This is a genomic window from Pseudomonas sp. ANT_J12 (assembly GCF_008370045.1).
Lineage (GTDB): Bacteria > Pseudomonadota > Gammaproteobacteria > Pseudomonadales > Pseudomonadaceae > Aquipseudomonas.
The window spans coordinates 1-24,824 of sequence record NZ_VOBN01000037.1; the positions used below are offsets into that span (position 1 = coordinate 1).

At 52.9% G+C, this 24,824-nt stretch carries 22 protein-coding genes and 7 pseudogenes; 14 read left to right on the top strand and 15 right to left on the bottom strand.

Annotated features, from left to right (window positions below; translation table 11 throughout):
- On the top strand, positions 1 to 274 hold a 274-nt coding region (locus FQ192_RS33165), incomplete at its 5' end, for an AraC family transcriptional regulator (protein ID WP_149662186.1).
- A gap of 165 nt (positions 275 to 439) precedes the next feature.
- Positions 440 to 595 (top strand): annotated as a pseudogene (locus FQ192_RS33170) (IS630 family transposase); the annotation flags it as partial.
- A gap of 511 nt (positions 596 to 1,106) precedes the next feature.
- On the opposite strand, the gene FQ192_RS33175 reads toward FQ192_RS33170, so the two are convergent.
- From FQ192_RS33175 to FQ192_RS34905, 4 genes and pseudogenes are all read right to left on the bottom strand, one after another.
- Positions 1,107 to 1,772 (bottom strand): glutathione S-transferase family protein, encoded by a 666-nt coding sequence (locus FQ192_RS33175; RefSeq protein ID WP_149662187.1) that lies wholly within the window; start codon positions 1,770 to 1,772, stop codon positions 1,107 to 1,109.
- A 322-nt stretch (positions 1,773 to 2,094) separates the two neighbouring features.
- Positions 2,095 to 2,937 carry an MBL fold metallo-hydrolase gene (locus tag FQ192_RS33180; RefSeq protein ID WP_149662188.1) on the bottom strand — a complete coding sequence of 281 codons (843 nt, stop codon included), beginning with the start codon at positions 2,935 to 2,937 and terminating at the stop codon, positions 2,095 to 2,097.
- A 247-nt stretch (positions 2,938 to 3,184) separates the two neighbouring features.
- Entirely contained in the window at positions 3,185 to 4,474 is a 1,290-nt protein-coding gene (locus tag FQ192_RS33185) for an NAD(P)-binding domain-containing protein (RefSeq protein ID WP_256672436.1), read from the bottom strand.
- A gap of 54 nt (positions 4,475 to 4,528) precedes the next feature.
- Positions 4,529 to 4,756, bottom strand: a pseudogene (locus tag FQ192_RS34905) (N-acetyltransferase family protein); the annotation flags it as partial.
- On the opposite strand from FQ192_RS34905, the gene FQ192_RS33195 reads away from it, so the two are divergent.
- Entirely contained in the window at positions 4,681 to 5,208 is a 528-nt protein-coding gene (locus FQ192_RS33195; protein WP_178129309.1) for a hypothetical protein, read from the top strand. The pseudogene FQ192_RS34905 and the gene FQ192_RS33195 sit on opposite strands and share 76 nt — an antisense overlap.
- A 224-nt stretch (positions 5,209 to 5,432) precedes the next feature.
- Here the strand turns inward: FQ192_RS33195 and FQ192_RS33200 are convergent, their stop codons facing one another.
- Both FQ192_RS33200 and FQ192_RS33205 read right to left on the bottom strand, forming a co-directional pair.
- A complete protein-coding gene (locus FQ192_RS33200; RefSeq protein ID WP_149662191.1) occupies positions 5,433 to 5,909 on the bottom strand; it encodes an antitoxin Xre/MbcA/ParS toxin-binding domain-containing protein in 477 nt (158 codons plus the stop codon).
- 187 nt (positions 5,910 to 6,096) lie between these two features.
- A complete protein-coding gene (locus FQ192_RS33205) occupies positions 6,097 to 6,315 on the bottom strand; it encodes a BPSL0761 family protein (RefSeq protein ID WP_149662192.1) in 219 nt (72 codons plus the stop codon).
- Between the two features lie 531 nt (positions 6,316 to 6,846).
- Between FQ192_RS33205 and FQ192_RS33210 the strand changes: the two are divergent.
- Positions 6,847 to 7,176: pseudogene (locus tag FQ192_RS33210) on the top strand (IS5/IS1182 family transposase); the annotation flags it as partial.
- A gap of 50 nt (positions 7,177 to 7,226) precedes the next feature.
- Here the strand turns inward: FQ192_RS33210 and FQ192_RS34790 are convergent.
- From FQ192_RS34790 to FQ192_RS33225, 3 genes and pseudogenes are all read right to left on the bottom strand, one after another.
- Positions 7,227 to 7,429 (bottom strand): annotated as a pseudogene (locus FQ192_RS34790) (reverse transcriptase domain-containing protein); the annotation flags it as partial.
- A gap of 41 nt (positions 7,430 to 7,470) precedes the next feature.
- Complete coding sequence (locus FQ192_RS33220; RefSeq protein WP_149662193.1) at positions 7,471 to 8,136, bottom strand: glutathione S-transferase family protein; 666 nt, start codon at positions 8,134 to 8,136, stop codon at positions 7,471 to 7,473.
- A gap of 10 nt (positions 8,137 to 8,146) precedes the next feature.
- Positions 8,147 to 8,566 (bottom strand): DoxX family protein, encoded by a 420-nt coding sequence (locus FQ192_RS33225; protein ID WP_149662194.1) that lies wholly within the window; start codon positions 8,564 to 8,566, stop codon positions 8,147 to 8,149.
- 79 nt (positions 8,567 to 8,645) lie between these two features.
- Here FQ192_RS33225 and FQ192_RS33230 point away from each other — a divergent pair, with 79 nt between their 5' ends.
- The 4 genes and pseudogenes from FQ192_RS33230 to FQ192_RS34795 all read left to right on the top strand — a co-directional run bounded on the left by FQ192_RS33230 (position 8,646) and on the right by FQ192_RS34795 (position 10,875).
- Positions 8,646 to 9,530 (top strand): LysR family transcriptional regulator, encoded by an 885-nt coding sequence (locus FQ192_RS33230; protein ID WP_149662195.1) that lies wholly within the window; start codon positions 8,646 to 8,648, stop codon positions 9,528 to 9,530.
- A 53-nt stretch (positions 9,531 to 9,583) separates the two neighbouring features.
- Positions 9,584 to 9,763: pseudogene (locus tag FQ192_RS33235) on the top strand (recombinase family protein); the annotation flags it as partial.
- Between the two features lie 261 nt (positions 9,764 to 10,024).
- Positions 10,025 to 10,777: a DJ-1/PfpI family protein gene (locus tag FQ192_RS33240; protein WP_256672437.1), complete on the top strand. Its 753-nt coding sequence runs from the start codon at positions 10,025 to 10,027 to the stop codon at positions 10,775 to 10,777.
- Complete coding sequence (locus tag FQ192_RS34795) at positions 10,768 to 10,875, top strand: helix-turn-helix domain-containing protein (protein ID WP_306108906.1); 108 nt, start codon at positions 10,768 to 10,770, stop codon at positions 10,873 to 10,875. The genes FQ192_RS33240 and FQ192_RS34795 overlap by 10 nt, the downstream gene beginning before the upstream one ends.
- 1,246 nt (positions 10,876 to 12,121) lie before the next feature.
- Here FQ192_RS34795 and FQ192_RS33255 read toward each other — a convergent pair.
- The 6 genes from FQ192_RS33255 to FQ192_RS33280 form a co-directional block, all read right to left on the bottom strand.
- Positions 12,122 to 13,282 (bottom strand): Xaa-Pro peptidase family protein, encoded by a 1,161-nt coding sequence (locus tag FQ192_RS33255; protein WP_149662198.1) that lies wholly within the window; start codon positions 13,280 to 13,282, stop codon positions 12,122 to 12,124.
- A gap of 65 nt (positions 13,283 to 13,347) precedes the next feature.
- Complete coding sequence (ehuA, locus tag FQ192_RS33260) at positions 13,348 to 14,190, bottom strand: ectoine/hydroxyectoine ABC transporter ATP-binding protein EhuA (protein WP_372242380.1); 843 nt, start codon at positions 14,188 to 14,190, stop codon at positions 13,348 to 13,350.
- The gene (ehuD, locus tag FQ192_RS33265) at positions 14,187 to 14,849 is read right to left on the bottom strand and encodes an ectoine/hydroxyectoine ABC transporter permease subunit EhuD (RefSeq protein WP_149662199.1); all 663 of its coding nucleotides are present in this window, start codon (positions 14,847 to 14,849) and stop codon (positions 14,187 to 14,189) included. The genes ehuA and ehuD overlap by 4 nt, the downstream gene beginning before the upstream one ends.
- On the bottom strand, positions 14,846 to 15,502 hold the full coding sequence (ehuC, locus tag FQ192_RS33270; protein WP_149662200.1) for an ectoine/hydroxyectoine ABC transporter permease subunit EhuC: 657 nt from the start codon (positions 15,500 to 15,502) through the stop codon (positions 14,846 to 14,848). The genes ehuD and ehuC overlap by 4 nt, the downstream gene beginning before the upstream one ends.
- 60 nt (positions 15,503 to 15,562) lie before the next feature.
- Entirely contained in the window at positions 15,563 to 16,366 is an 804-nt protein-coding gene (gene ehuB, locus FQ192_RS33275; RefSeq protein WP_149662207.1) for an ectoine/hydroxyectoine ABC transporter substrate-binding protein EhuB, read from the bottom strand.
- A gap of 436 nt (positions 16,367 to 16,802) precedes the next feature.
- Positions 16,803 to 17,264: an Lrp/AsnC family transcriptional regulator gene (locus FQ192_RS33280; protein WP_149662201.1), complete on the bottom strand. Its 462-nt coding sequence runs from the start codon at positions 17,262 to 17,264 to the stop codon at positions 16,803 to 16,805.
- A 394-nt stretch (positions 17,265 to 17,658) separates the two neighbouring features.
- Here FQ192_RS33280 and FQ192_RS33285 point away from each other — a divergent pair, with 394 nt between their 5' ends.
- The 6 genes and pseudogenes from FQ192_RS33285 to FQ192_RS35265 form a co-directional block, all read left to right on the top strand.
- Positions 17,659 to 18,924 carry a diaminopropionate ammonia-lyase gene (locus FQ192_RS33285; protein ID WP_149662202.1) on the top strand — a complete coding sequence of 422 codons (1,266 nt, stop codon included), beginning with the start codon at positions 17,659 to 17,661 and terminating at the stop codon, positions 18,922 to 18,924.
- A complete protein-coding gene (locus tag FQ192_RS33290; RefSeq protein ID WP_149662203.1) occupies positions 18,914 to 20,089 on the top strand; it encodes a M20 aminoacylase family protein in 1,176 nt (391 codons plus the stop codon). The genes FQ192_RS33285 and FQ192_RS33290 overlap by 11 nt, the downstream gene beginning before the upstream one ends.
- A gap of 191 nt (positions 20,090 to 20,280) precedes the next feature.
- A complete protein-coding gene (locus FQ192_RS33295) occupies positions 20,281 to 20,718 on the top strand; it encodes a FixH family protein (RefSeq protein WP_218585821.1) in 438 nt (145 codons plus the stop codon).
- A gap of 31 nt (positions 20,719 to 20,749) precedes the next feature.
- Positions 20,750 to 22,048: a cytochrome-c peroxidase gene (locus tag FQ192_RS33300; RefSeq protein ID WP_218585823.1), complete on the top strand. Its 1,299-nt coding sequence runs from the start codon at positions 20,750 to 20,752 to the stop codon at positions 22,046 to 22,048.
- 381 nt (positions 22,049 to 22,429) lie between these two features.
- A pseudogene (locus FQ192_RS35260) lies at positions 22,430 to 23,167 on the top strand (cache domain-containing protein); the annotation flags it as partial.
- Between the two features lie 165 nt (positions 23,168 to 23,332).
- A pseudogene (locus FQ192_RS35265) lies at positions 23,333 to 24,170 on the top strand (methyl-accepting chemotaxis protein); the annotation flags it as partial.
- Between the last annotated feature and the right edge of the window lie 654 nt (positions 24,171 to 24,824).

Consider the following 24,824-nt stretch of genomic DNA (forward strand, 5'->3'; position numbering starts at 1 on the left):
ACAAATCACGGTGAAAGCGTTGGCGGGTACACTCGGAATGTCTGAACGCACACTCGCCCGCAAGGTAAGAAATGAAACAGGGCTTGCGATAGGAGCTTATGCCCGACGTGTCAAGTTGAGCCAAGTCGGTGAGCGTATCACTCTGACATCAGTACCTATTAGTACGATCAGCCTAGAGCTCGGGTTTAGCAGCGATTCCAACATGCGACGTATGTTAAAGGAGCTAACCGGTTTGACGCCTACAAAATACCGACAAAAACTTGGGCAGTACTAGTGGGCTGAAAAGTTAATTAATTTATCTATTTAAATTATTGGGCCGCTTGTTTCTGACCTTTTAAGACTAACGAACTACCCGCGCAGACCGCTAGTGTCCTGTCTCCGAAATAAGCTTCTAACCAGAGCTATGCTTCTGTGATCAGTCAGGGCTTGGAGCGATCATATGAATTCTCAGGACATCGTGCTCAGTGAGGAAGAACAAACTGAACTGAGTCGGCGCATAAGATCTGCCACGATCAGTCAGCGCGACGGTCGTCGGGCGCGGGTGACAGCGCTGGCCGCTCGCGGTTGTTCTCGTAACGAGATTGCCCAGTTGACCGACCAGAATGCCTTATAACGTGGCGGTCGCCGCAATGGCTAACAAGCTTGCCAGAACCATTTGGGCCTTGTTGACCAAGGGCTCTACGTATCGGGCCGAACTCTTTACGGCATGCCCTAGGGGCATTGAAAACAGGAACCAACAGACTTCACAAGGAGCACAGGCGGTAAGCACGTGATGGCGAAATAGGTCAGACCGTGACGGGGTAAACCTGGTAAGGATTATGAGCCGCGGGCACAGCCTTCAGCTCGATTTTCAGATGAGGGCCTCGTCAGCGGATTCCATCAGGGCCAGCAGGTTTTTCGGCCTGCACAACAGGCCGGATATAAGACTGCTCCTACCTACGCGCCAGCATAGCTACCTATTGAGCTCCGGGAGGCGTCCATATAAGTTTCCCTAGGCTTCAGGCTGCCCGCAGCGTGCCACGCCTTCTTTAACGACAGAAAGGAGGAAGTAGGCACCCCAGAAAATTCAGCCCTCACGAGCGATCTGTCCAAGATAACCGCTACAGCTAGTGGTTCATCAGAGCAGAAAGTGCCGAGCCGCGCTCGGCAAGGAAACGTTGCAATAAGTGGGTATAGGCTGGATCTACGGCGTCGCGTACGGTCGGCCGCGAAGCCAAGGCGACGCGCCAGGCGCGCACCCGAGGGGTGGTCTTGAAGATGGCGAGGTCGGCAATGCCGTCGAAGACATCGAAGTATCGAAAGACCGGGCCGAACACGGCATCGACGACCGAGAAATACTGGCCAGCGAAGTACGGACCATCACCCAACACTGCCTCAATCTGCTCGAACCGCTTGCGCATCTCTAAGACCTTATCCTGCAGCACCTTATTGTCTGCGGCGTTGTAGAGACCGGCAATGGTGTTCAGCACGACAGAGCCAAACTCCATCCAGGCGCGATGGCGGGCGCGTTGGAGTGCGTTTTCCGGATGCAACCGCGGCAGCGTCGTGTCCTCCAAGTATTCGCAGATAACGGCCGATTCGAAGATGGGCTCGCCATCCACCAAGAGCACCGGTGTCTTACCCAGCGGGGAGATGCGCAGGAACCAGTCCGGCTTATTCGAAAGATCGACATTAATGCGTTCAAAAACTATGTTTTTCTCGGCAAGCACGATAGCTGCACGTTGCACGTAAGGGCAAAGCTGGTGGCTGACGAGGGTGAGCTGTGTGTTCATGGCTTGTCCTTCAAATAGGCGGGATCAGGCGGCGGACGCTGCGTAGGTTCAGTGCGCCATTGCCTGCAAGCAATAGCCCATCGAGGCGACGAATAGGAATGCTGGGTATTCCAAGCCGCCATGACGGACGCCAGCGCTAGCGAGACTAGAAGCGCATTTACACCACCTAAATCATTGTCACAACGTACTTATAAATAAGGGGTCCTTCAACTCAATCACTTGCAGTGATCTTTATAGTGCATTGACGCTACCCCACCAACTAGGCAGGAAAACATTAATGCCGCGCTTCGATATACAGGCACAAAAAAAGAACTGCGGGGCCTTAAGTGCAAGAAGCGGTAGCTTTATCCAAATCAGGGAAGCGAACTGAATTACGAGGCATTCCCATCCCACATATCTCTAAGATTGCCCCATCGGCAGGGATATATAGCCGCGATACGACACCGGCCAATTTAGCCGCCGCCGCAAGGTCACTTCGGGTTACCGGGCAATGACCTAAGGCTTCCAAATGGTTGGCTACGACTGTGCCTTTGGACATTTTCGTGAACTTAATGACCTCGTCGATTCCCATGATGATTTCACCTCCGAAATCGAAGTGTGCACCGCCTGCAGGCACTACACTGATTTGAGGCTGATGGCGTAAAACAAAGTCTTGTACAACCTGCGTGAAAATCGTATCGCCACTCAAGTAAACACTTGGCTCTCCAGGGACCTCAATGAAATAACCGACTCCATGCTCCATCAGTTTGCCAATCAGGCCTTCACCATGCGTGCATTTGACCGTTCGAATCGTGCCGCCTAGGAAGGGGGCAGCTTGGTCGTGGTCGTCCGAAAGTGGATGAGTATTCAAACCACGTACGGCCAGATAGGGGGCGTCGCGGGGGGTACAGATCACTGGAATCTGCTTCTCCCTTAGCCAGCGGCTTGCTGCCCGATCTAGGTGATCGAAGTGTCCCTTCTGACAATGTGTGATCAGGCAGTGCGTGACCGAGTCCAGTGCATTGGCCGCTGACTCGGGCAGATCGACAAGGGGGTTTCGCAACCGGGCACCGAATAAACGCAGAGGTGGAAGCGCGCCCTTTGATGCCAGCATCGGATCGACTAGGATACGGTGGGAACCGAATTCGAGAATGATCGTCGCGTTACGTATCTGCTGGATTTTCATCAGTAAGCTCTCTTAGGGAGTAGCCTCATTGTGCTCGCCTATTCCCACGCCCATAATGGCAAGAATAGTCATAATGGATTCACTTTAAGCCATGTCTAAAGCGTTAAGAATTGGTCTGCTTTTGTTTCCAGATGCCTAGGTAAGGCCATAGAAATTAGAGCGGCCAGCGACACGAATGCGCTCGATATCCATAAGCACGCGCCCAACCCATATCGGTGGATGGGTATTAGCCTTTGCAACAACCCGGCTAGGTGCGAGGTGCGACCTCAGGAGTTTTCCCTCCAGTATCGCAACAAGCCCCCTGACTTGCCGAAGCATTCACGTGATCATCGCCTTCATCGAAATCCGAGTTGCATATGCCTGTCTCCGGGAGAACCAGCTCAACCCTTTTAGCCGCCTCCCAATCACCCACCAGCGCCGCGACGACAGAGCGAACTTGCTCATACCCCGTCATCAACAAGAACGTAGGCGCCCGGCCATAGCTCTTCATCCCAACAATGAACAAACCTTCCTCAGGTTGGGCAAGTTCTACCGCGCCATGAGGTCTGACCGTACCGCAGCTGTGTTCGTTGGGATCAATCATTGGAGCAAGCAACACTGAGCTTTGGGTCCCGGGATCAAGCGAGATACGCAGCTCGGCGAGCAGACTCAGGTCTGGACGGAATCCAGTCGCCACAATGATTTCGTCCACAGGTGGAAGTATCTGGTCTCCCGCATTCACGACCAGTCCTTGGCCATTGCCTGCAACCTGATCGATAGCGACGTTTTTGAACAACTTGATTACGCCGTCATTCAGCAACTGGCGAATCTTCAGGCCGAGCTTTCCGCGCTCTTCCAATTGATCATTCGCCCCACCACCCAGAATGCGCTCAAGAGAATTGCCTCGGATCGCCCAGAGCACTTTGGTTTGCGGCGCCTCCTGTGTCAGCCGCACCAGATCCTGGAGGGAGTTAAAAGCGGAGTGACCACCACCCACCACGAGGACTCTTTTGTTGGCATAACGACTCCGTGCGCGACCCAGTACCTCCGGAATGCCGTACGCAATGTGCGCTGCATTCTCGATCTCGCCCAATGCAGGGATACCATGGGTGCCCATCCAGTTTGGTGTCAGGTAGGTGCCCGAGGCATCAATGACAGCACTGGCCAGCACATCCTGTTCGCCCACGGCCCCTGCGACACGCAGTAAAAAAGGAGCTGCCGATCTGCCCTGGGTCTTCATCACATCCTGACCGACGCGAGTGGCTGCCAGAACACGGGTATTGAGCTGCAAGTGACGCTTGATCTGTTCGAGGTCCGCGAGAGGTCGAACAAACCGGTCCAGCAGTTCACGACCCGTTGGATACTCGTTCTCCGGTGGTGGAGTCCAACCATCGGCCAGCAGAAGTTTGGTCGCCTCCTTGTCCACATTAAACTGCCAAGGAGAGAACATCTTCACATGCGCCCATTCTTCAATGCTGGCCCCAGCTTCCGGACCTGCTTCCAGGATCAGCGGAGTGATACCTCTAGCCAGAAGGTGAGCGGCTGCGGCGAAGCCCACTGGGCCCGCACCGATTATGGACGGGAAGGTGAGTGTTATCCATGATCGACTCCTTCAGGTTGGCTGATTGTTCGGGAACAAGCGCTCGACAATCGCGCAGTCGAGCCAGCGTCCTTCTAGGCAGGCGTGTTTTTCATACACCCCCACTTGGCGGAAACCGCAGGCTACGCACAATGCGAGGCTGGAGTGATTGAAGGTAAAAATGCGTGAAAGGACTTTCCAGAATCCGCGAGCTTCGGCTTCTACCAGCAGTGACTGAAGTAACTGCTTGCCTAGCCCCTGACATAGTGGCAGCGAACCTGGACGGAGACGATGAAGCACGCAAGGCCGGGTTCGATGCTGGCGTCAAGCAAGCCAAAGCCGAGCAACTGGTTGAGATCTCGTTGCTGAAAGACCGCCTCGAAAAAGCCATGGAAAGCCTCAAGGCCGCCGGCAATCACTTCAATGCAATTATCGCCCTGAACGCCGTGGCAGTCGCGACCGCCCAATGCGACGGCGATATCACACCATCCGAACGCGCAAACATCGAGCTTTTCATCAATGGCCTCGCCGCCGGCGCCATCCCCGAGGCGGTCAAAGCCAAAATCGAGTCGCTCTACCAGCAACCGCCAACGGTGAAGGAAGCCTTAGAGCTGGCGAAAAAATCGGGCATGAGCCTGTCCATCTTCGATGAGATCATCCACCTGGTAGTGCTCTCGGACGATACCGTACAAGAGGAACAGCAAGCTCAGTAGGTCGAGCAGCAGCTTAGCGCAGTGCTCTGCCAGTCTTCACTGTAGGAATGCTGGTAAATTCCGATGCGATCGCGGGGCTCGGTGGCTTCGTTTCGTACCTGGTGCGTTGCTTACGCTGTGCGTAGAGCTTTAGGCTTGAGTAAACAATTTTTGTCCTTGCGGCTGTTTTATGGGTTTAGTGGAATGATTCCTTTCCCTAACAGGGTGCACCTCGCCATACCTCATCAGGCTGGACCTCCCCACTCAAGGGTCTGAAGGACACGGCGAACTTGTTTGGCCCCTATCTCCGTTTCGCAGAGCATGATCGGTGCAGTCCCTCCGAGCGCTTTATTCGGTGTCGACATCCAATGCGCGGCGGACACTGGTGTCTCTAAGATCTCCTCAGCCAAGTGACTGACCACAGCAATTCTGTCCAAACGCTCGGAGGCCACAGGATCAAGGTTCTTTTGCTCGCGCCGCCGTCGTTCAAGCGCCGAAGTTGATGCATTGAGCAGCGTTTCCAGGTGGCGGTCTTGAAGGTCGAAGGCCAAGCGAAAAACCTGGATGAGGTCAGCGGGAAACCCTACTTTTATCTGGTACAGCCGCTCCGATTCCGTCAGCGGCTCTCGATCGGAACTTAATCGCCAAAAGGCCGCGATGTCCTCCTCGCGGGACACCGCTTGCTTTTTTGCTGGGCGTCGAGTCGCAGGTGAAGTGCTCATCAAACGCCCTCCCAATGATTTCCCATCCAATGGAATATGAGCTAACGCCGGTCTGACCGGAAGCGCCATTGAGCGCCAGTGGAATTCCATAACGCCCTAGATCAATAAGGCGAGGGAGCCCATTCCCCTCTACCTATCCATGGCTCAGGATCAGCGGCTTTGGGCTGATGATGAGTGGCCACGGCGGTCAATCGATGCTGGAGCTCAGGAAGGGCTCAGTGAGTCGGTCGACCCTTTGCTCTTCGACCTGCCCGGCCCGCAGTATCTCGCTTGCATGGGGATAGTGCCGTAGCAGCTGGCGGGCCTGACGTCGGATGGACGCTGAAAGCGCGGAATCTTCTGCAAGCTCGACCAGAAAGTCTCGCGTCTGGATGAGTGCGCGCGTGCGCTCGTTGGGCATTGTCATGGTGTCCTCCTCGCACACACCGTGTACGGTCCAGCCGCGCTGCGCTTGCTGGCGTCCGACGCAGTTTTCTGCCTGGTAAATCGCCTACAGCCTACACCTAAACCAAGACGGCCCATTGAGTCTATCGCCGGGATCGGCCCGGGCTTTTCGAGAATCAGGCCCCTGTCCTCCTCGGCGTACCGTCCATCAGAGCCCGCGGGCAAAAAACCGCGCTGAGGTTTGAGAATCTCGGTTTCTCAAACCTGAGATTTCGACCGCATGCTTGATCAATAGTTGTCCATTACAGTTGTAATAACATGGCCTGTATCTCGGTACGAAATAGTCGCTCGCGCAGTCATTTCGACTACTTGAGAATGTCGCGTTGCCAGTCGCCGAACGGTGTGTACGTCAGGCCAACCGACATACTCCATCAAGGCTTTAGGGCTCCATTGGTTGCGACTGGCCCAAGTCGCGAAACCGCCGCGCGTTAATGCCCAGCGCAACACCCGCGCCACGCTGTACGGGTGGAGCGCCTCTGTGGAGAGATGCCCCCAGCGCGGCGTACCGGGTGATGAACAGGTCAAATGGAGCGATCCGTCCCTGAGCACCCGCGCTTTGCGTGAGTACTTTGAAGCGCTCGATGAGGAGACCCTGGCTGAAACACTTCCGAAGCGTTTATCGCTGACTGATCCGCAGGCCCGATGGACCGCAGTTCCAGGGGGCCCGGCGCTCTTCGCCTATTCCTCAAACAATCTGATCGATACCGAGCATGGCGTCATCGTGGATGTGGAACCGACACCGGCTCATCGAACGGCCGAGGTCGAGAGTACCAAGACCATGATCGAGCGCGTCGAAGCGCAGTTCGACATCAAGCCGGATCGAAGCCACTTACGCAGAACCACTTTATCCATGGGTACGTTGGCGATCAGCTAATCGTGGCTGATATTGTCAAAACAGCCTCGGATGTCGCCCAAAAGTACCCATTGAGCGAACTGCGTTTCGCCAGTGCATTGAAGCAATGTGCGATTGAATCGGCTGTGGATCGCAGCGGCCGAAATCCATACGAATTGGGATCCGCACGCGTTTCTGCAACCGGCTCAAGTGCCAGTTTCCACAGCACCTGCATGGCGCGATCCCGGCGGCACCACATCCACGAGGGGGTATTGGTAAGACCCCCTAGTGGTTCATCAGTGCAGAAAGTGCCGAGCCGCGCTCGGCAAGGAAACGTTGCAATAAGTGGGGATAGTCTGGATCGACTGCGTCGCGTACGGTCGGCCGCGCAGCCAAGGCGGCGCGCCAGGCGCGCACCCGAGGCGTGGCCTTGAAGATGGCGAAGTCGGCAATGCCGTCGAAGACATCGAAGTATCGGAAGACCGGGCCGAACACGGCATCGACGACCGAGAAATGCTGGCCAGCGAAGTACGGGCCATCGCCCAACACTGCCTCAATCTGCTCGAAGCGCTTGCGCATCTCTACGACCTTGTCCTGCAGCACCTTATCGTCGGCGGCGTTGTAGAGACCGGCGATGGTGTTCAGCACCGCAGAGCCAAACTCCATCCAGGCGCGATGGCGGGCACGTTGGAGGACGTTGTCCGGATGCAGCCGCGGCAGCGTCGTGTCCTCCAAGTATTCGCAGATAACGGCCGATTCGAAGATAGGCTCGCCATCCACCAAGAGCACCGGTGTCTTACCTAGCGGGGAGATGCGCAGGAACCAGTCGGGCTTGTTCGAAAGATCGACATGAATGCGTTTAAAAATTATGTTTTTCTCGGCAAGCACGATAGCTGCACGTTGCACGTAAGGGCAAAGCTGGTGGCTGACGAGGGTGAGCTGTGTGTTCAAGGCTTGTCCTTCAAATAGCCGGGATCAGGCGGCGGCTGCTGCGTAGGTTCAATGCGCCATCGCCTGCAAGCCATAGGGCCAACGAGGCGACGAATAGGAAGGCTGGGTATTCCCAGCCGCCTCCTGGGGCGTTGAACAGCCATCCATTGGCGGAGTGCACGGAAATTACCACGGCCATGACGGGCGCCAGCGCTAGCGAGACTTGGCGCGCATATACACCAAGGAGGACGGCCAAGCCGCCGAGCAGTTCGACGGTGAACACTGGATAAGCCACCCAGCCGGGAAATCCAATGCTGCCAAAATAGTCGGCAGTGCCGGGCAACGTGAATACCAGTAATTTCAACAGCGCGTGGGCGATCCACATCGTGCCAAGGCTCACGCGCAGCAATGCTATGCCGAGATCGGTGCTTCGGGTGAGAGACGATGCCATTTAAGGGCTCCAGTTGAGGGTAAGGAGTCACTACGATAGGATTTCCAATTTGCATTGTTAATAGGCGCGGAGGAAATGTGTGAATGCGAAAATGCAATACAAACTTGGGGCATCCGATCTCGATACCATACTCGGCTTGGTGCGTGCCGGATCCTTAGCCGCCGCCGGCGAGCTGCTCGGACAGGACACGTCCACAGTCTTCCGCAACCTGCAGCGCATCGAAAAAGGCCTTGGCCTCCGACTCTTCGAACGCTCGCGGTCTGGATACCTAGCGACGGATCTGGCTCAAGAATTGGCGGTCCATGCGGAGCGGATGGAAGCAGAACTCGAGTTCGCTCGCTCTGCGACACAATCCGATCCCGGTCATGTGTCGGGCTCGGTGAGAATCACGACCACGGACACAGTGCTGCACTCCCTGGTAGCACCGGCACTGAAGCTGCTGAACCCTCTACACCCCTTGTTGACTTTTGATTTGGTAGCAGGAAACGAATTGGCCAGTCTGACGCGGCGGGACGCCGACATTGCGGTACGTGCAACCAAGCGCCCTCCCGCTCACCTAGTCGGCAAGCACGTGGGGCCCATTCGCGTTGGGCTGTTTGCGGCATGCACAGTCGGGTTAAATAATTTCGATGACTCTGTGCTCGCCGCTCAGAGCTGGATCGCGCCTGACGATGCCCTGCCCGAACACCCCAGCGTAGTCTGGCGAAAGATGCGCTTCCCGAAAGTGATGCCGAAATATCGCGTCAACAGTATATTGACGGTCGCTGAACTTGTGAGTCTCGGCATGGGGGTCGGCCTGCTTCCGTTGTTCCTCGGGCAGCAACGAAAGGATCTGGTGCAACTCGGTGGCGAGATTGAGGAATGCCAAACCGAACTGTGGCTGCTTACGCACACCGACGCGCGCCATCTGCGGCGGGTCTCGGTGGTGTATCAGCATCTTGCAACCCATCTGGTGCTGCCGTAGCACGCCCATTCAGCCGAAAACCGGCCCTTGGTTTACGACTGCTCCTTGCACACTCACTCAAGGCGACCGAGCAACCCATCGACACCCGCAGTGCGGCGGGCAAGGCCTTCCTGGACATGCTTGGAGTATTCACTGAATTCGAAACCAACCTCCGGCGCGAGCGCCAGCTCGAGGGAATCGCAGCAGCCAAGGCGCGCGATACTTACCATGGACGCACGACGGCTGTCAGTCCTAGTTTGATGACTGAGAAGTTCATGCCCCAAATGGCAGTAATCAAGATTGCGAGAAGCAAGTAGCCAACTTTCATGTGGCGCACCTGATCAGTCGTTGAAAAAACAGGATGAGAGAAATCAGAGCAGCAAGGCTGTGGCGCTGATCACGGCACCCAACAGGCAGACTGCGTCCAGCCCCAGAGTGCATAGACTTTGGGTCCCCGCCACGGCTCCCAGCGCGCGGCCGACCTAATGCGTGCCACTAACCGGCGCACGGGGCGAATGATTTTTGAAACTTGCTTTGTGGGTTTGCAGGCAGGGCCCGTGGAATGTAGTCATGGCGTTACATTGAATGCGACGGATACAGTCAACAGCAGTGAATTGGACGCCATCCTAGTGCCAGGATCCTGGGCGGAATCTGCGCACCACGTGGAAAAGGCTCTGGCTACATATGCCAATCTTGTGAAAGGGCTATCCGTACGTTCCAGTCGTCGCCACCTTTGGAGTTATTGCACGGGAGTGTGCCTGTTGGCTGCCAGTGGTCCGCTCAACGATCAACCGGCGACGGTTACTTGGTGGCTCGCTGAAGCGATGGTGAAGCGTTACAACAAGGTGCACTGGCAGAGTGAGCACAACTGCGTCTTCAATGAGCGAACTGCCACAGCTTCGGGCGTAAACGGCTACCTGCCTATTGCCCAGACGCTGATTGAACGTAATGTCAGTCCTGAAGTTCTTCGCGACCTGATCAAGTTGATGGTACTTTCGCGCCCCGCGCTGCCCCACACTGTTTTTAACGCCACGAGTTTGATTGAACAGCCCGGCAAGCTGCTGAGAAAGCTGCATATTCTGCTTGAGCAGATGCCGGCTGAACAAATCACGGTGAAAGCGTTGGCAGGAACACTCGGAATGTCTGAACGCACACTCGCCCGCAAGGTAAGAAATGAAACCGGGCTTGCGATAGGAGCTTATGCCCGGCGTGTCAAGTTGAGCCAAGTCGGTGAGCGCATCACTCTGACATCAGTACGATCAGCCTAGAACTCGGGTTTAGTAGCGATTCCAACATGCGACGTATGTTTAAGGAGTTAACCGGGTTGACGCCTGCGGAATACAGGCAAAAGTTTGGGCATTACTAGCGCGCCTCTGAACTACTTCGCAGGCGCGAAAATACTCTCAGTCTGCCGAGACTCATTAATCTACAATCAGATTGCCGTCGTTTAAAGGCTCGAAAATTGAGCAGAAGCAGTTGAACACCTGGGTCAGTTTTCAATCGGCAGAACAACCTTTACTGGGTCAGTTTTCGGTCAGCGGCAACATCCCACAGACTATTTTGTGGAGACGCGAAATCTGTGCAAATAAATGCTCAAAGTCGCGAGTACCGAGATGCCAAAGAGAATGGTTAGTATCAGCCAAGGTGAGAGGTAATGCATATTATGAAGGATACCTCATCCGGTACTACGTCGAGAGGTTGTAGCAATCGTGAAATACTCATGTTGAATGCTCTTTTACTCAGATATGTGACGTACCGAGATTACGGCCAATAATCAAGTACTCCATTGCTCCAAGCCCTCCCCGCCAATATCCATGGAAACAGGCACATCATTAGCACGACCTGCACAAATAACAGTACTCCATTCATAAGTATTGGTGCTGATAGGTACCTATGTAAACACCGCCGATAAGGATGACAATGCAGACCAGACCGATACCCAGATTCAGAGCCATAAAGATACGGTTACGCAAGGGGTCGTTCGCTATGATGAGGTTCATCAACGAATAACCCAACACCAGAGTCCCTATCAATTGCAATTGGCTGATGACGAACGGTGAATCAATATCGGGGCACGGCCACCCCAGCGCTTGAAAAATTTCCTGCCGAAAGAACCAGTGGCTTGTGTGAAATAGAATAGGTTGAAGATGCCACTGCACCGCATGGCGGTCTTCAACAGTCGATATCGATCTGCAATGCTCTCGGTTGGGGTGTATGGCGTTTGCTTGTATGACACACGACAACCTCCGTATTAGACGGGAGCTTGAGCGTCAGGACTGCTAAGCATGATGCGATACTTCCACAGTCCAGTCAGCATGCCGATTAAAAAGAAAAGCCCACTGCCCAACAATGCGAGTTGTACATACATCCATGTCAAATTCCCAAATCTGCTAGTTGGTATATTTCTCTACTTCACCATAATAACCGCGACACAAATTTTATGAGAAAATTTTAATGACATGGGGTATCACTCTCAAGTGGAAGGTGCACCCTAGTCATTGGCAAAGCGGGAGTCTTGAATGAATATGCTACCAAGGTGGCAATTTATAAACCTCTGAAGAAAAGGGACTCTCGCCCCTTTCCTGCGATTGATTGTGTATGCAACCGGCGAATCAGATGATCAATAATTCAGATGATGCTCGGACGGTAAGCCACTCTGCTCCATCCTCAGTGATCACTATATTTTCTTCATGAACCATGGACTTCCCGGCCGCGTAAACCATACCTGGTTCAAGGGTAAGCACCATACCCGGCTTCAGTAAAGTGTTATCGTCCTTTGTATTAGACGGCTGCTCAGTTAGCTCCATCCCGAGACCATGCCCAAGACGCCCAACGTTGTTTCCCAACGCGCCATTGGCGAGCAATACACTCCACATCGCCGTAAACACATCGCTCGCGGTTGCGCCTGGTCGTGCGACCTCAAAGCCTTTTGTGGTAGCCTCATAAGTAGCTCGGTACGCCGCACGGGTTTCCTCACTTACTTGGCCGAACGCCCAATTCCGATCGTAGTCGCAAAAGTAACCGTCCCTTACGCACCCTGTATCGATAATCAACACATCCCCTTCATTCAAGACTCGGTCGGTAGGTCCCATGATGATGCTGTCGTAGCCGTCCAGGCCAGAACCAGCAATCAAGTAGGGACAGCTATCGGCTCCTGCCAGCAACGCATCAATCTGAAACTGTTGGCAGATGTCCCTCTCACTCTTTCCGATCCTGGCTTGACTCGAAACTTTGTCAAAAGCCTTACCCGCAATGGCACAGATAGCCTTTATTTTATCAATTTCCGCCGCCGACTTGATCTGAAGTAAAGAATGCATGAGTGGGGCGGCGTCACAAAAAAACTTTTTAACAAGCGCCTGTAATTTCACAAAATTATTATAAGGCATCCTCAGATGAGACTCGTCTCCCAAGGGTACACCAACAGCCCCGAATCGCCAGGGAAGCGAGTTTAGTACTTCGGCCACCAGACTTACCCCATCGTCAAGGGGACGAGGCGAAGGCCATGTAATAACATTATCGAGCCAGGTTTCGAGCATGCCACTCTCACCAATCTCTGGAACAACTGCGATTGGTTTCCCCGTTGCCGGAATGATAAGAAACCAAGGGCGAGTCGGGCTCTGCCAAAATTGCGTATGAAAACCTGTAAAATACCGGAAATGCGGCTCCGTGGTGAGAAGCAGTGCGTCTAACTTTGATGTGCGCATTGCCATTTGAACGCGATCAACTCGATTTTCAAACTCGGCAATCTTGAAACCACGCATTGGAAAATTCATATCCAGACCTCAAAAAAAAGCCTAATTATTCGACAATATTATTTAAAGCACACCAACACAAGATTTCAAGAAGCTTCCGTCACAGCACTTAAAAATGCTTGGGTGCGCTTTTCTTTAGGATGCTCAAAAAACTCTTCAGAAGGTCCCTGTTCCAATATCCTCCCTTGACTAAAGAAGCACACCCTGTCGGCAAACTCACGAGCAAACCCCATCTGGTGGGTAACCATGAGCATGGTTAGACTATGCTGCTCACCTAATTGTCGAATAATATTCAACACTTCCCCGCACAACTCTGGATCGAGTGCAGAGGTTACTTCATCAAATAGCATTATTTTTGGCCGCATCGCCAATGCTCTGGCGATCGCAACACGCTGTTGCTGGCCACCTGAAAGTTGAGCTGGGTAATGCTGAATTTTCTCGCTCAGCCCTACCATATCCAAAAGTTGGAGCGCCCGTTCCCGCGCTTCGTCCTTCGTGAGACCCAGCACATACACGGGTGCCTCCATAACATTCCCCAAGACGGTCATGTTTGGGAATAGGTTAAAACTCTGAAAAACCATTCCGATTTTACTGCGAACGGATCTTTTATATTTTTCACTGGCTAAAATTAGTTCCCCAACCGAATTTTTCTCATGCGTAAGAGGCGTTCCATCAACCTCAATGAGTCCGCCGTCAATGCTTTCGAGGGTCATGAGCATACGTAAAAGTGTCGATTTTCCTGATCCGCTTGGACCGATCAGCGCTACTTTTTCTCCGGGTGTTATTTCAAGATTTAGCCCGTCTAAAACAGTTAAACCACCATATCGCTTGGTCACATTAGAAAACCGCACCATGGGCTTTGCTTCTGCAGCACCATGCACTTTAGCGCCAACGCTTCGCTCTGAAGAAATTACTGCACAGTCACTCATCGCACTTGCTCCAATTTTTGTTCTAGATGACGTATAGCACGGGCGCATACAATGCTTATTATCAAGAAAAAAACGCCTACCATTGTCACAGGCTCCAAATACCTGAAGGTTTCGGAGCCTATGTTTTTGGCCTGCTGCATGATTTCAACTAGCGTGATTGCGGACAGGACGGGGGTGTCTTTGAACATTGAAATGAAGTAATTACCCAAGGCTGGGACGATGGGCCTTATTGCTTGCGGAAGAATGATACTTCGATACGCACGTTTTGAAGATATATTAAGTGATGTTATCGCCTCCCACTGCCCCCTATCAACGCTATCTAGCCCAGCGCGATACACCTCAGCGGTATAACAAGCGTAGTGAATGGCAATAGCAATCACACCGGCCGTCATGGCCGAAAGGACAATTCCATAATTGGGTAATACATAGTAAACAAAATAAGCTTGAATCAGTAAAGGCGTGCTGCGAATAAACTCGATAAACGCCGCGCTGGGCCAACTCAACCACGCGAAATTGCTGCGTCTGCCCAACGCAAGAAACAGACCCAGCACTATTGCAATTGAAAAACCTGTCAGCGTGATTGTGATTGTTTTGAGCGATGCCTCTGCCAACAAAGGGAGAACCTTCCAGGCAAAACCCCAGTTCCAAAAATCGTTCATTGCAACCTCCCAAGCTTGCCACGACTTAATAGTCGCTCAAACAATCTGGACAAGAAATTTATAACTTGTGCCAAAATAAAATACATAACCATCGCCAGCCCGAAAATCTTTAACGTTTCAAATGTCATTTGATCTAATTGCCGCGCTCGAAACGTAAGGTCGGACAGAGTCACCAATGAAACCAAAGAAGTATATTTAATGAGCTCGATTAACAGATTGGTACCTGGTGGTAGCGCAATTAAAAATGACTGTGGAAGAATCACTCTAAAAAAACGTCTCACTGGTCCCACATTCAAAGCAATACACGCTTCAATTTGCCCTCTGGGAACGGAGTTGATAGCGCCTCGTAAAACCTCTGCCCCATAGGCGCCAATGTGCAGCCCCAAACCAATAACGGCCACGACCATCGGACTTAGCTCAACATTGAATGGTGGCATCGGCAAAACAAAGAAAAGCCAAAACAGCTGAACCACCAAAGATGTTCCGCGGAAAAGCTCAATATATGCGATACAAGTCCAACGAACTAAACCGTATGAAGAAAGCCTCCCAACAGCAGCAATAATGGCCATAATAATAGCCAAAACGCTGCTATAGAAAGCAATCTTAATAGTAACCAGAACACCCTGCATCAATAGCGGGAAAAGAATTAGCACGATAAAACTCCTGTCGAATTTCGGCGTGGCTCCCTTTCAAAGGAAGCCATGTCAAAATGCCTATTGCTGGCAGAGCTCAGCGGCTGTCTTTTGAGTAATAAAGGACTTATCAAATCCAAAAGGTTTTATTGTCGCAAGATGTTCTTCGCTGCCCAACCACTTTTTCAACTCAATGTTGACAGCATCTCGGAGCTCCTTGTCTTCTGGCCGAAAAGCCAAAGCCGCGTAGTCGGTGTGCGCGGCAGCATCTTTGAAGTCGCCAACTATTTCTACATCGGCCCCAGCCTTATTACTCAAATCAGTAAGAGTTAGCAGAGTGGCTGTAGCAGCGTCCGCCCTGCCCGACCGCACTGCTTGCAATTGCGCACTGGTGTCTGGAACTTGTAGGATTTGCTCATTTGTCAGATTTGCTTGTCGCGCATAATTAATATTGACAGTGCCGGAAACGATAGCAACCTTATAGCCACCTTTCTTTATGTCTTCATAACTGTGAAGTGTTTTCGGGTTGCCTGATTTTACCATCAACCCCTCTGACATCTTATAGTGCGGGTCTGTGAAAAGAACCTGCTTACAACGTTCTTTGGTGATGTACATCCCCGCTGTGATCACATCAAATCGATTCGCACGCAATCCAGGAATCAATGACCCCCATTCGGTGAGCACACCTTCAATATTGTGAACACCTAATTTTGCAAAAATTATTTTTGCGATCTCCGGAGACTCTCCTGTCACCTTACCGTTCAGGTCTGCATAAGCAAACGGCGTTTCATTGGCATAGCCAACTTTGACAGTATCGTGTTCCCTCATCTTCTGTAATGAATCATCTGCCTGAGCGAAATTCACTAATGCAGCAGTTAGCCCCATCGCATACGTTAACGGGAGACAAAGAGACGTGAAACGCAGTGCCTTTTTCATCGGTACATCCTATCCAAAATGAATATTGAACGAGAACGTTGGTAACTATAAACAACGTTTTTAACCGCGAAGGTAACTACCCACAATATGGCATGATTTTCGGAAGATAAACCCAGGAGAGTGCATGTCAACCGAACCTTCGATCTATCAGATCTTTTGCGGCTTGGCTCAAAGAATACGCCCCAATCTCTGCACAAATGTACGAATTTACGTAACTCAAATGAAATTTCGTTGCGCGCCCATGTTGTGACACAGGCGAACATTGGTCTCATAAAGAATAACAATGCGCATTTAGGATCGCCAATCAGGATCAGAGTGGAAATTTACAGCTGGCGATAATTAAGTGCGTTTTTCAAGCCTCTGGAGGTGACGTCCTGCTGTTGTACTACGGTGCGATAGGAACAGCGAAGGTTCGTTTATTATTCTGCATTGCAACAAATGTTTTGAACTGCTTGATATTTCCAAAGAAAAACAACTCACGCGTCAACTGTTCGTACTCGCCCATGTCCCTCACATTCAAAACCAACAGAAAATCGAAGTCGCCGGTCACATAGTAGACCTGCTGAACCTGGGGACAGGTGACAAAACGCTTCTTTATCTGATCCAGTAAATCGAGTCGTTCACTTTCCAGCTTCACTTCCACCAAGACGGTGATGGGTCTTCCTACGGAGGCAGGATCAACGATGCTCACATTTTCCTTTATCACACCTGCTGCTTCCAGCGCAGCGATCCGCCGATTCACCGCTGAGGGCGACAAATTGACCTCTTCTGCAAGTTGGCGCTGTGACATCCGGTTATTTTTCTGAAGGAGTGTCAGAAGCTTTCGGTCATAAACATCAAGCTGCATGGGGGATCCTCAATACAGGGATGGGCTCGCTATTACAGCAAAAAAGGCACCGAGCAGCGAGTTTGGTCGCGTGGCCGGACCGCTTTCCGTCGTCGGCGCCTACAGTAGACGCAACAAAATGGCAAAAACGCAACGATAATGCATATGGCGTCCCGATTTTCGATCAATTATGCGCGCAACGCCCTTTACGATCCTCATACGTTATGAAAATCAGGCATGAGCATTGCGCTCCGCCAAACGCCGAACGATAAAAAATGGAGAGTACTCATCCGCTTTGTGACAGATTGTTCATTTAATAATGAGTTCGGCTTTCCAACTTTCGAGCAAATACGACCTGCAACCAACTTATTAAACTAATCACCTTTTTTATATCCCTTACTATACTGGAGCCCCTATGTTACTTGCTAACTATCGCGCGTCTCGCGCTCCATATCCGACTGAACTCCGAGACATCATGAGCGTAGAAAAGGCTCGAGAATCCCGCACATGGCTATCCAATTGGTCGTTACTAAATGCAGGTCCAACTCCGCTTTGGTCCCTTCCGAACCTTGCCGCCACTTTGGGTGTGGCTCGACTTTGGGTAAAAGATGAATCTGTGCGCTCTCCACTGGCTAGTTTCAAAGCCTTGGGTGCACCCATCGCGTTGATCCGTTTGATCATGCGGCTAATGCCCGAAAAGGGCTTCGAACCCAAGGGTTTGATCAATGGGAAGTACAAGGAGCAACTGCGCGATTTCACTGTCATCAGCGCAACAGATGGCAATCACGGTCGAGCGTTGGCAGCGGCGGCCCTAAGTGTGGGATGCGGTTGTGTGATCGTCCTGCACGCCAATGTCAGCCACGAGCGTGAGACGGCGATTGCAGCGTACGGTGCTCGAATTGTTCGCGTCGATGGTAACTACGACGAATCTGTTGCGCACACTGCTCAATTGGCCGAAGACAACGGATGGTCAGTGGTTTCGGACACTTCGTACGATGGCTACGAGGATGTACCGCGCGATGTCATGCAAGGATACGGAACCATCGCGGAGGAAGTAATTGAACAGACCTGCGGTCACACTGAGGCGTCATCTCCCTTCACCCATGTTTTCGTTCAGGGTGGTGTTGGCGGCATGGCTGCCGGGATTTCCAGCTATTTGTGGGAGTACTACCAAGAAGACCGGCCTATCCTCGTGATGGTAGAACCACATCAGGCGGACTGTCTCTTTCAAAGCGCTATGCAGGGTCACGCGGCAAAAGCCACCGGAGTAGTGGACTCTGTCATGGCCGGTTTAGCCTGCGGAGAAACCTCCCCTCTCGCCTGGAGATTCCTGCAACCAGGCATTGAATTTTTCATGACCATCAGTGATGAGGACGCGGTAATCGCCATGCGGTTGCTTGCAAAAGGCAGTCATCAGGATGTTCCGCTGGTCGCTGGTGAATCAGGAGTTGCAGGTCTGGCCGGCCTTCTGGAGCTTCAGAAAAATCCGGCCCTGGCTCGTCAGGTCGGCATAACTGCAGATTCCCGCGTACTCATTATCAGCACCGAAGGCGCCACAGCGCCCGTGGTGTACGAGAGCCTGGTGATGGAATCAGCGCAATCCGTCCTCGAGCGTCAACGCGTGTGGCTCAGCCTACGGCTTTTGGCCGAGACCATTAAGGAGAGCAGAAATGATCAATGACAACGAACTTCACGGACAATTAGTGACGTGGCGTCATCATTTACATCAGCATCCCGAGCTCGGTTTTGAAGAGGTACACACCTCCGAGTACGTCGCTGACGCACTCACAAGTATGGGGCTGGAGGTTCACCGCGAAATTGGTGGCACAGGACTTGTGGCAAGTTTGACGCTGGGCAGCAGCACGGCGGTTGTTGGCCTGCGCGCAGACATGGACGCTCTACTCATCCATGAGGACGCGCCCGGTCGAGGCCACGCATCCACCTTTGCAGGAAAGATGCACGCCTGCGGCCACGATGGGCACATGACCATGATCCTGGGGGCAGCAAAACTGCTGACCGAGAGCAGGGATTTCGACGGTACTGTCCGGTTTATATTCCAACCGGCCGAAGAACATGGCTGTGGCGCAAAGGCGATGATTGCGGACCGCTTGTTCGAGCGTTTTCCGGTGGATGACATCTACGGTGCCCATAATATGCCCGGTTTGCCAGCGGGTCAGATCGCCACCCGGTCAGGCGGCATCATGGCGAGCGAAGACAACTTTGTTATTCGTATCAAGGGCCAGGGCACGCATGCCGCGCGACCGCACATGGGCATCGACCCCATCGTTATTGCCTCGGAAATCGTCCTGGCGTTGCAGACAATTGTCTCCCGCAACCTGGACCCAGGCTTGCCAGCAGTCATCTCATGCACCGAGTTTTTTACCGACGGCATTCGTAATGCGATTCCTACGAACGTGGTGATCAAAGGCGATACGCGAAGCTACGCTCCAGAGGTTCAGGCGATGCTGGCTAAACGGATGCGTGAAATCAGCGAAGGCATCTGCCAGATGCACGGTGCGACCTGCGAGTTTGAATACACACACGAGTTCGCCCCTACCGTGAATTGGGAGCAATGCACTCAAGTGGCTATTGCTGCGGCCACCAAAGTTGTCGGCGCGGATCGGGTCAACGCGAATGTACAGCCCATGATGATTTCTGAGGACTTCGGTGCATTTCTGCAAGTCGTACCTGGAAATTTCGTCTTCATCGGCAACGGCGAAAATGCGTCGGAGGGAGGCACTCCGTTGCACAACTCGAAGTATGACTTCAACGATAACGTGCTGATCACCGGGGCTCGTTACTTTGCTGAAGTTGCTCGCACCGCTTTGGCAGCCAAGGTGCAATAGCTCGTAATCGACTGGTTATAGAGACTCCACGCTGTCTCTTGCCGCCAGACTACAAGTCAGACGCGGCACGATCATCTGGTCGTGCCTCTCATCTGGCGCCAGCCCCTCAGAACTTGCGTCACCTATTTGCGCAGATGGGTTTGTTACTTAACGTTGGCCTCACAACTTCGTTCACCTCGGGTGTTTCCAGCATGTATCGAATCATTACTTCAAGCGTGTTAATCGCCGTGATCCTGGCCGCCGCAGGCTGTTCCAGAATGCCTTCCAATCTGGACGTTTCGCTCACACATGCCACCGACGAGAACAAGTTTTTGGTCGTCATGCAACCACCGTCGCAGTTGCCAGCAATCAACCAGATGCACTCATGGCAGATCAAGGTGACCTCGCCGACGGGCACACCTGTCACCCATGCACAATTTGCCGTGGACGGGGGAATGCCACAGCACGGACATGGATTGCCCACTCAACCGCGAGTCACCCGGGAATTGACTGAAGGGACCTACCTGCTCGAAGGCATGAAATTCAGCATGAATGGCTGGTGGGAGATCAAGCTCGCCATCCAAAGTCCGGAGGGGAATGACAGTGTGACATTCAACGTCGTTGTCGCGCCAGATTCAGTAGCTCGCTAGTCGTACGTTGACGTGTCGCCAGGAGAGGTACATGAACAAGTGGTCATCGACGCGGGCAGGCATCTTTGTAGCGGTACTCTCGACTCTTACGACAATGCCAGGACTCGCCGAGCCTGAATCCGACAGGAATGTACATTTACGAGATACGTGGAGTCCTGCAGATCTGGACGTACTCGCGTCACTACGCATCAGCCAGGTGCCACCAACTCCGAAAGACCCGTCGAATTCAGTTGAGCTTTTTCCGGCCGCAGTCGATCTCGGTCGACGCCTTTTCAACGATGCCCGTTTCAGTCGTAACCATACTATTTCCTGCGCCAGTTGCCACGACCCCGAAAAGCAGTTCCAGGATGGGCTACCTGTGGGTAATGGAGTCGGCGAAGGTGTGCGGCGTACGATGCCTGTCGTCGATGTTGCGCACAGCCCTTGGCTGTTTTGGGACGGACGCAAAGACAGTTTATGGGCCCAGGCACTCGGACCACTGGAGGATGCTGTTGAGCATGGGGCGAACCGTACCCGCTACGTTCATTTGATGCGAACCCATTACCGCGCGGACTATGAAGCCATCTTTCAGCCGATGCCAGATCTGTCGCGCATTGCCCAGGATGCAGGGCCAGTCGGAACCCCGGATGAAAAGCTGGCATGGGCTTCGATGACAGCGAAAGAACGTGAAGACGTTACGAGAGTGTTTGCCAACATTGGCAAGGTCATCGCAGCCTATGAGAAGACCTTGACCTATGGTGAGGCACCCTTCGATCGGTACGTCGAGGGTACTATTGCGAGAGTCCCTGCCGCGCAGCAGGCCCTGACACCCCAGGAAGTCAACGGTCTGCGGATATTTGTTGGCAAGGGTCAGTGCGTAAGTTGTCACACCGGCCCACTTTTTACCGATCAGCACTTCCACAATACCGGTGTGCCTCCCCGCGACTCCGTTAATCCTGATCATGGCCGTGCCACCGCGATCGACAAAGCGCAGAAAGACGAATTCAACTGCCTGGGGCCCTTTAGCGATGCTAAGCCCGACCAGTGTCAGGAGCTACGCTTCATAACCACAGACAAGACCTCCATGGACGGCGCATTCAAGACACCGAGTCTGCGGAACGTAGCCTTGCGGCCGCCCTACATGCACGCAGGGCAGTTCGCATCTATTGAACAAGTCATTGCCCACTATATAAACGCACCAACCGCGAAGGTCGGCCACTCTGAGTTGTCGCAGGGTACCAGCGGCCACTCCGAGCGTCAGCCCATCCGACTGTCCAAACAGGAAGTTTATGACTTGGCGTCGTTTCTAAGAACTTTGTCAGGACCCATACTAGAAGGGGCGAAGAAGTAACCGGATGGGTTCGGTACGGGACAAACAACCTGAAATGAACGCTGGAACAGGGTCTATCTGAGTAAATAATTGCAGTTTAACCAAGGAATAAAAGATGACTTTCTTTTAGAGACAACTAATGCCTTAAACCTCACACTAGTTGACGTCTCCAGCAGAAATCGCCGGGCGCTCGGATTGAGCACCAACACTTGCTTCGACTTACAGCGACTGAAAAAATGGACATGCTATCGAAGATAGTTGATGCGCATGCTGCGTCTCGGCCATGGAAAAATAATTATTCAGAGGCAGGACATGACTATACGATACAAACTGATTGCGGCCTTCATCTTCACCACTATCATTCCGATCGTGATAATTTCGTTATTTGTAACCCGGCAGGCGATGGAGCGTGAAGTAACCTACTTCAATCATAGCAGCATCAAGCAAATTACCGAGGTCGACAATGCCTTTAAGATGTTCTTTTCCAGTGTGGCGGAAAACGTCTCAACGCTGTCGCAGACCAAGCTGCCGAAGTCTGCGGACCAGTCCCTGCCAAGCTACACGGGGGTGAATCAGACGTCGAAGATTCAAAAGCCTACCAGCGGTATCTCCGGGGAACTCTTCTCTTTATTCGAGGAGATCGGCAAGGCGCACCCCAGCTACAAATATGTCTACCTTGGCACCAGTCATGGCGGCTACATTCAGTGGCCGTCGACGAACATCCAGGCGAACTACGATCCCCGTTCCCGGGGCTGGTTCAAGACGGGTATGTCTGGCAATGGCCAGCCGGCACGTACGGCAGCGTATTTATTCGAAGACGACAACTCGACAATTATCTCGACGGCGCAGCGGTTTACGGCAGACGACGGCACCCAAGGGGTGATCGGTCTGGATGTTTCGCTCAAACAACTTACCGAAGTAGTCAAACGCGTAAAATTCGGTGAGACCGGTTATTTGATGCTCGTGGAAAACAGCGGCAATGTGTTGGCCGATGCTCTGCATGAAGATAACAATTTCAAAGCGCTGGACAGTCTTGGCGAAGGCTACCGCGAGTTGGCTCAGCACAGCGCTGGTAGCTATGAAGTAAAGTTGGGCGAAAAAGAATATACCGCGAACATTTATCAGTCGGAGCAACTCGGCTGGAAGTACATCGGTCTGATCGAAACATCGGAAATCATGGCGGGCGCTAAAAAACTAGTCTTGATCATCTTTACCATAAGTGTCGTTTTGATCGCGATATTTGCCGCTTGCGGGGTGGCGCTGTCGACGCTGTTGGTTTCGCCGATACAGAACACCGCAAAAAGCCTTCAGGAAATAGCCAGTGGCGAAGGTGATCTAACTCGACGCCTCGCCGTAAAAGGTAAGGACGAAACCACGGCACTTGCTGAAGGTTTCAACGCCTTTATGAACAGTATTCAGCAACTGATCCACGGAATCCGTTTATCCAGCCAGCAAGTTCAGCAGAGCGCCAGCACCATTGGCCAACATACCAATGCACTCGACGATACTGCGCGGCGTCAGTCAACGGCTGTCGACATGCTGTCGACCGCATTCCACGAAATGGTGGCGACAGCCAACGAGGTCGCGATGAATTGCAACAGGGCTGCAATCTCCGCGCAAGACGGAGAGAATCAGGCGAACAAGGGACTGAGCGTAATTACGTTAATGATCACACAGGTCGAACACCTGGGGCAGCGCATTCGAACGGCTTCCGACTCTATCGGTGATCTTGCCAACGACACCAAGAGCATCACCGAAATCCTTGTGACCATCAAAGGCATTGCCGATCAGACCAACTTGCTCGCATTGAACGCCGCGATCGAAGCGGCACGGGCTGGCGACCATGGTCGCGGATTTGCAGTGGTAGCTGATGAAGTGCGCGCGTTGGCCAAGCGTACCAGCGATTCCACTGAGCAAATCAATCACCTGCTTGTCAAACTGGTCAGCAGCACGCAGCGGGTCACGCATGAGATGCAAGAAAGCCTAGACCAATCTAACGCATCCGTGGCCCATAGCTCGCAGGTCGAAGCCGCCTTCTCAGGCGTGCACGAAGCAGTGACGATCATCAAGGACATGAACATACAGATCGCTACAGCCGCTGAGGAGCAGCACCAGGTCGCCGAGGAAATCAATCGGCACATTGAAGGCATCAACAACGATGCTGCGCAGGTGACCAAGGTTTCTGGTACGACCAAGTCGGTCACCGGGTCACTGGTGCAGGTTTCTGAGGAGCTCATTAAGCTCGTCGATCGTTTCAAGATCTGACGAGTTGTGAACGGCTGGCAGGTTCATGGATTGAATCGCCACCCGTTCACCTAGAAACATTCTAACTGATCAGGAACTCGATCTCACTGACTCCGAGGCTCCTGACTCCCACTCCCCCCAATCATTTTTTTGCCCTCCCCTTCAAACGTCTCGGCGAAAGGCGGCCAACGAAGACCATCCGCAAAAAAGCCCTGGTAAGCGGGGTTTGGCCCTTGGGGCGACGACGCCCTCGAACGCTTCCAACTAGGTGATACACATGGCAAGGGAAAGGGTATCTGACCCATTATTACAACCGAGTCAGGCTTCATAGCTTCAACGAATACAGGTCACCCGGGCACGGCAGACCTAGTTCTGGTAGTCCCTTTTAAGCATCCTTTCCACGCAGGAGTAATGGCATGGCTTTTATCCCCGTTCGGCTGTCGCAGCGCTTGACCCTGGGTTGTATCGTTCTTCTGATTCTTACCGCTCTGGCAGTGTTTGGCGTGATGGCTTTGCGGGGCCAGCCGCGCGTGGTGGCGGCCAGTGGCGAACT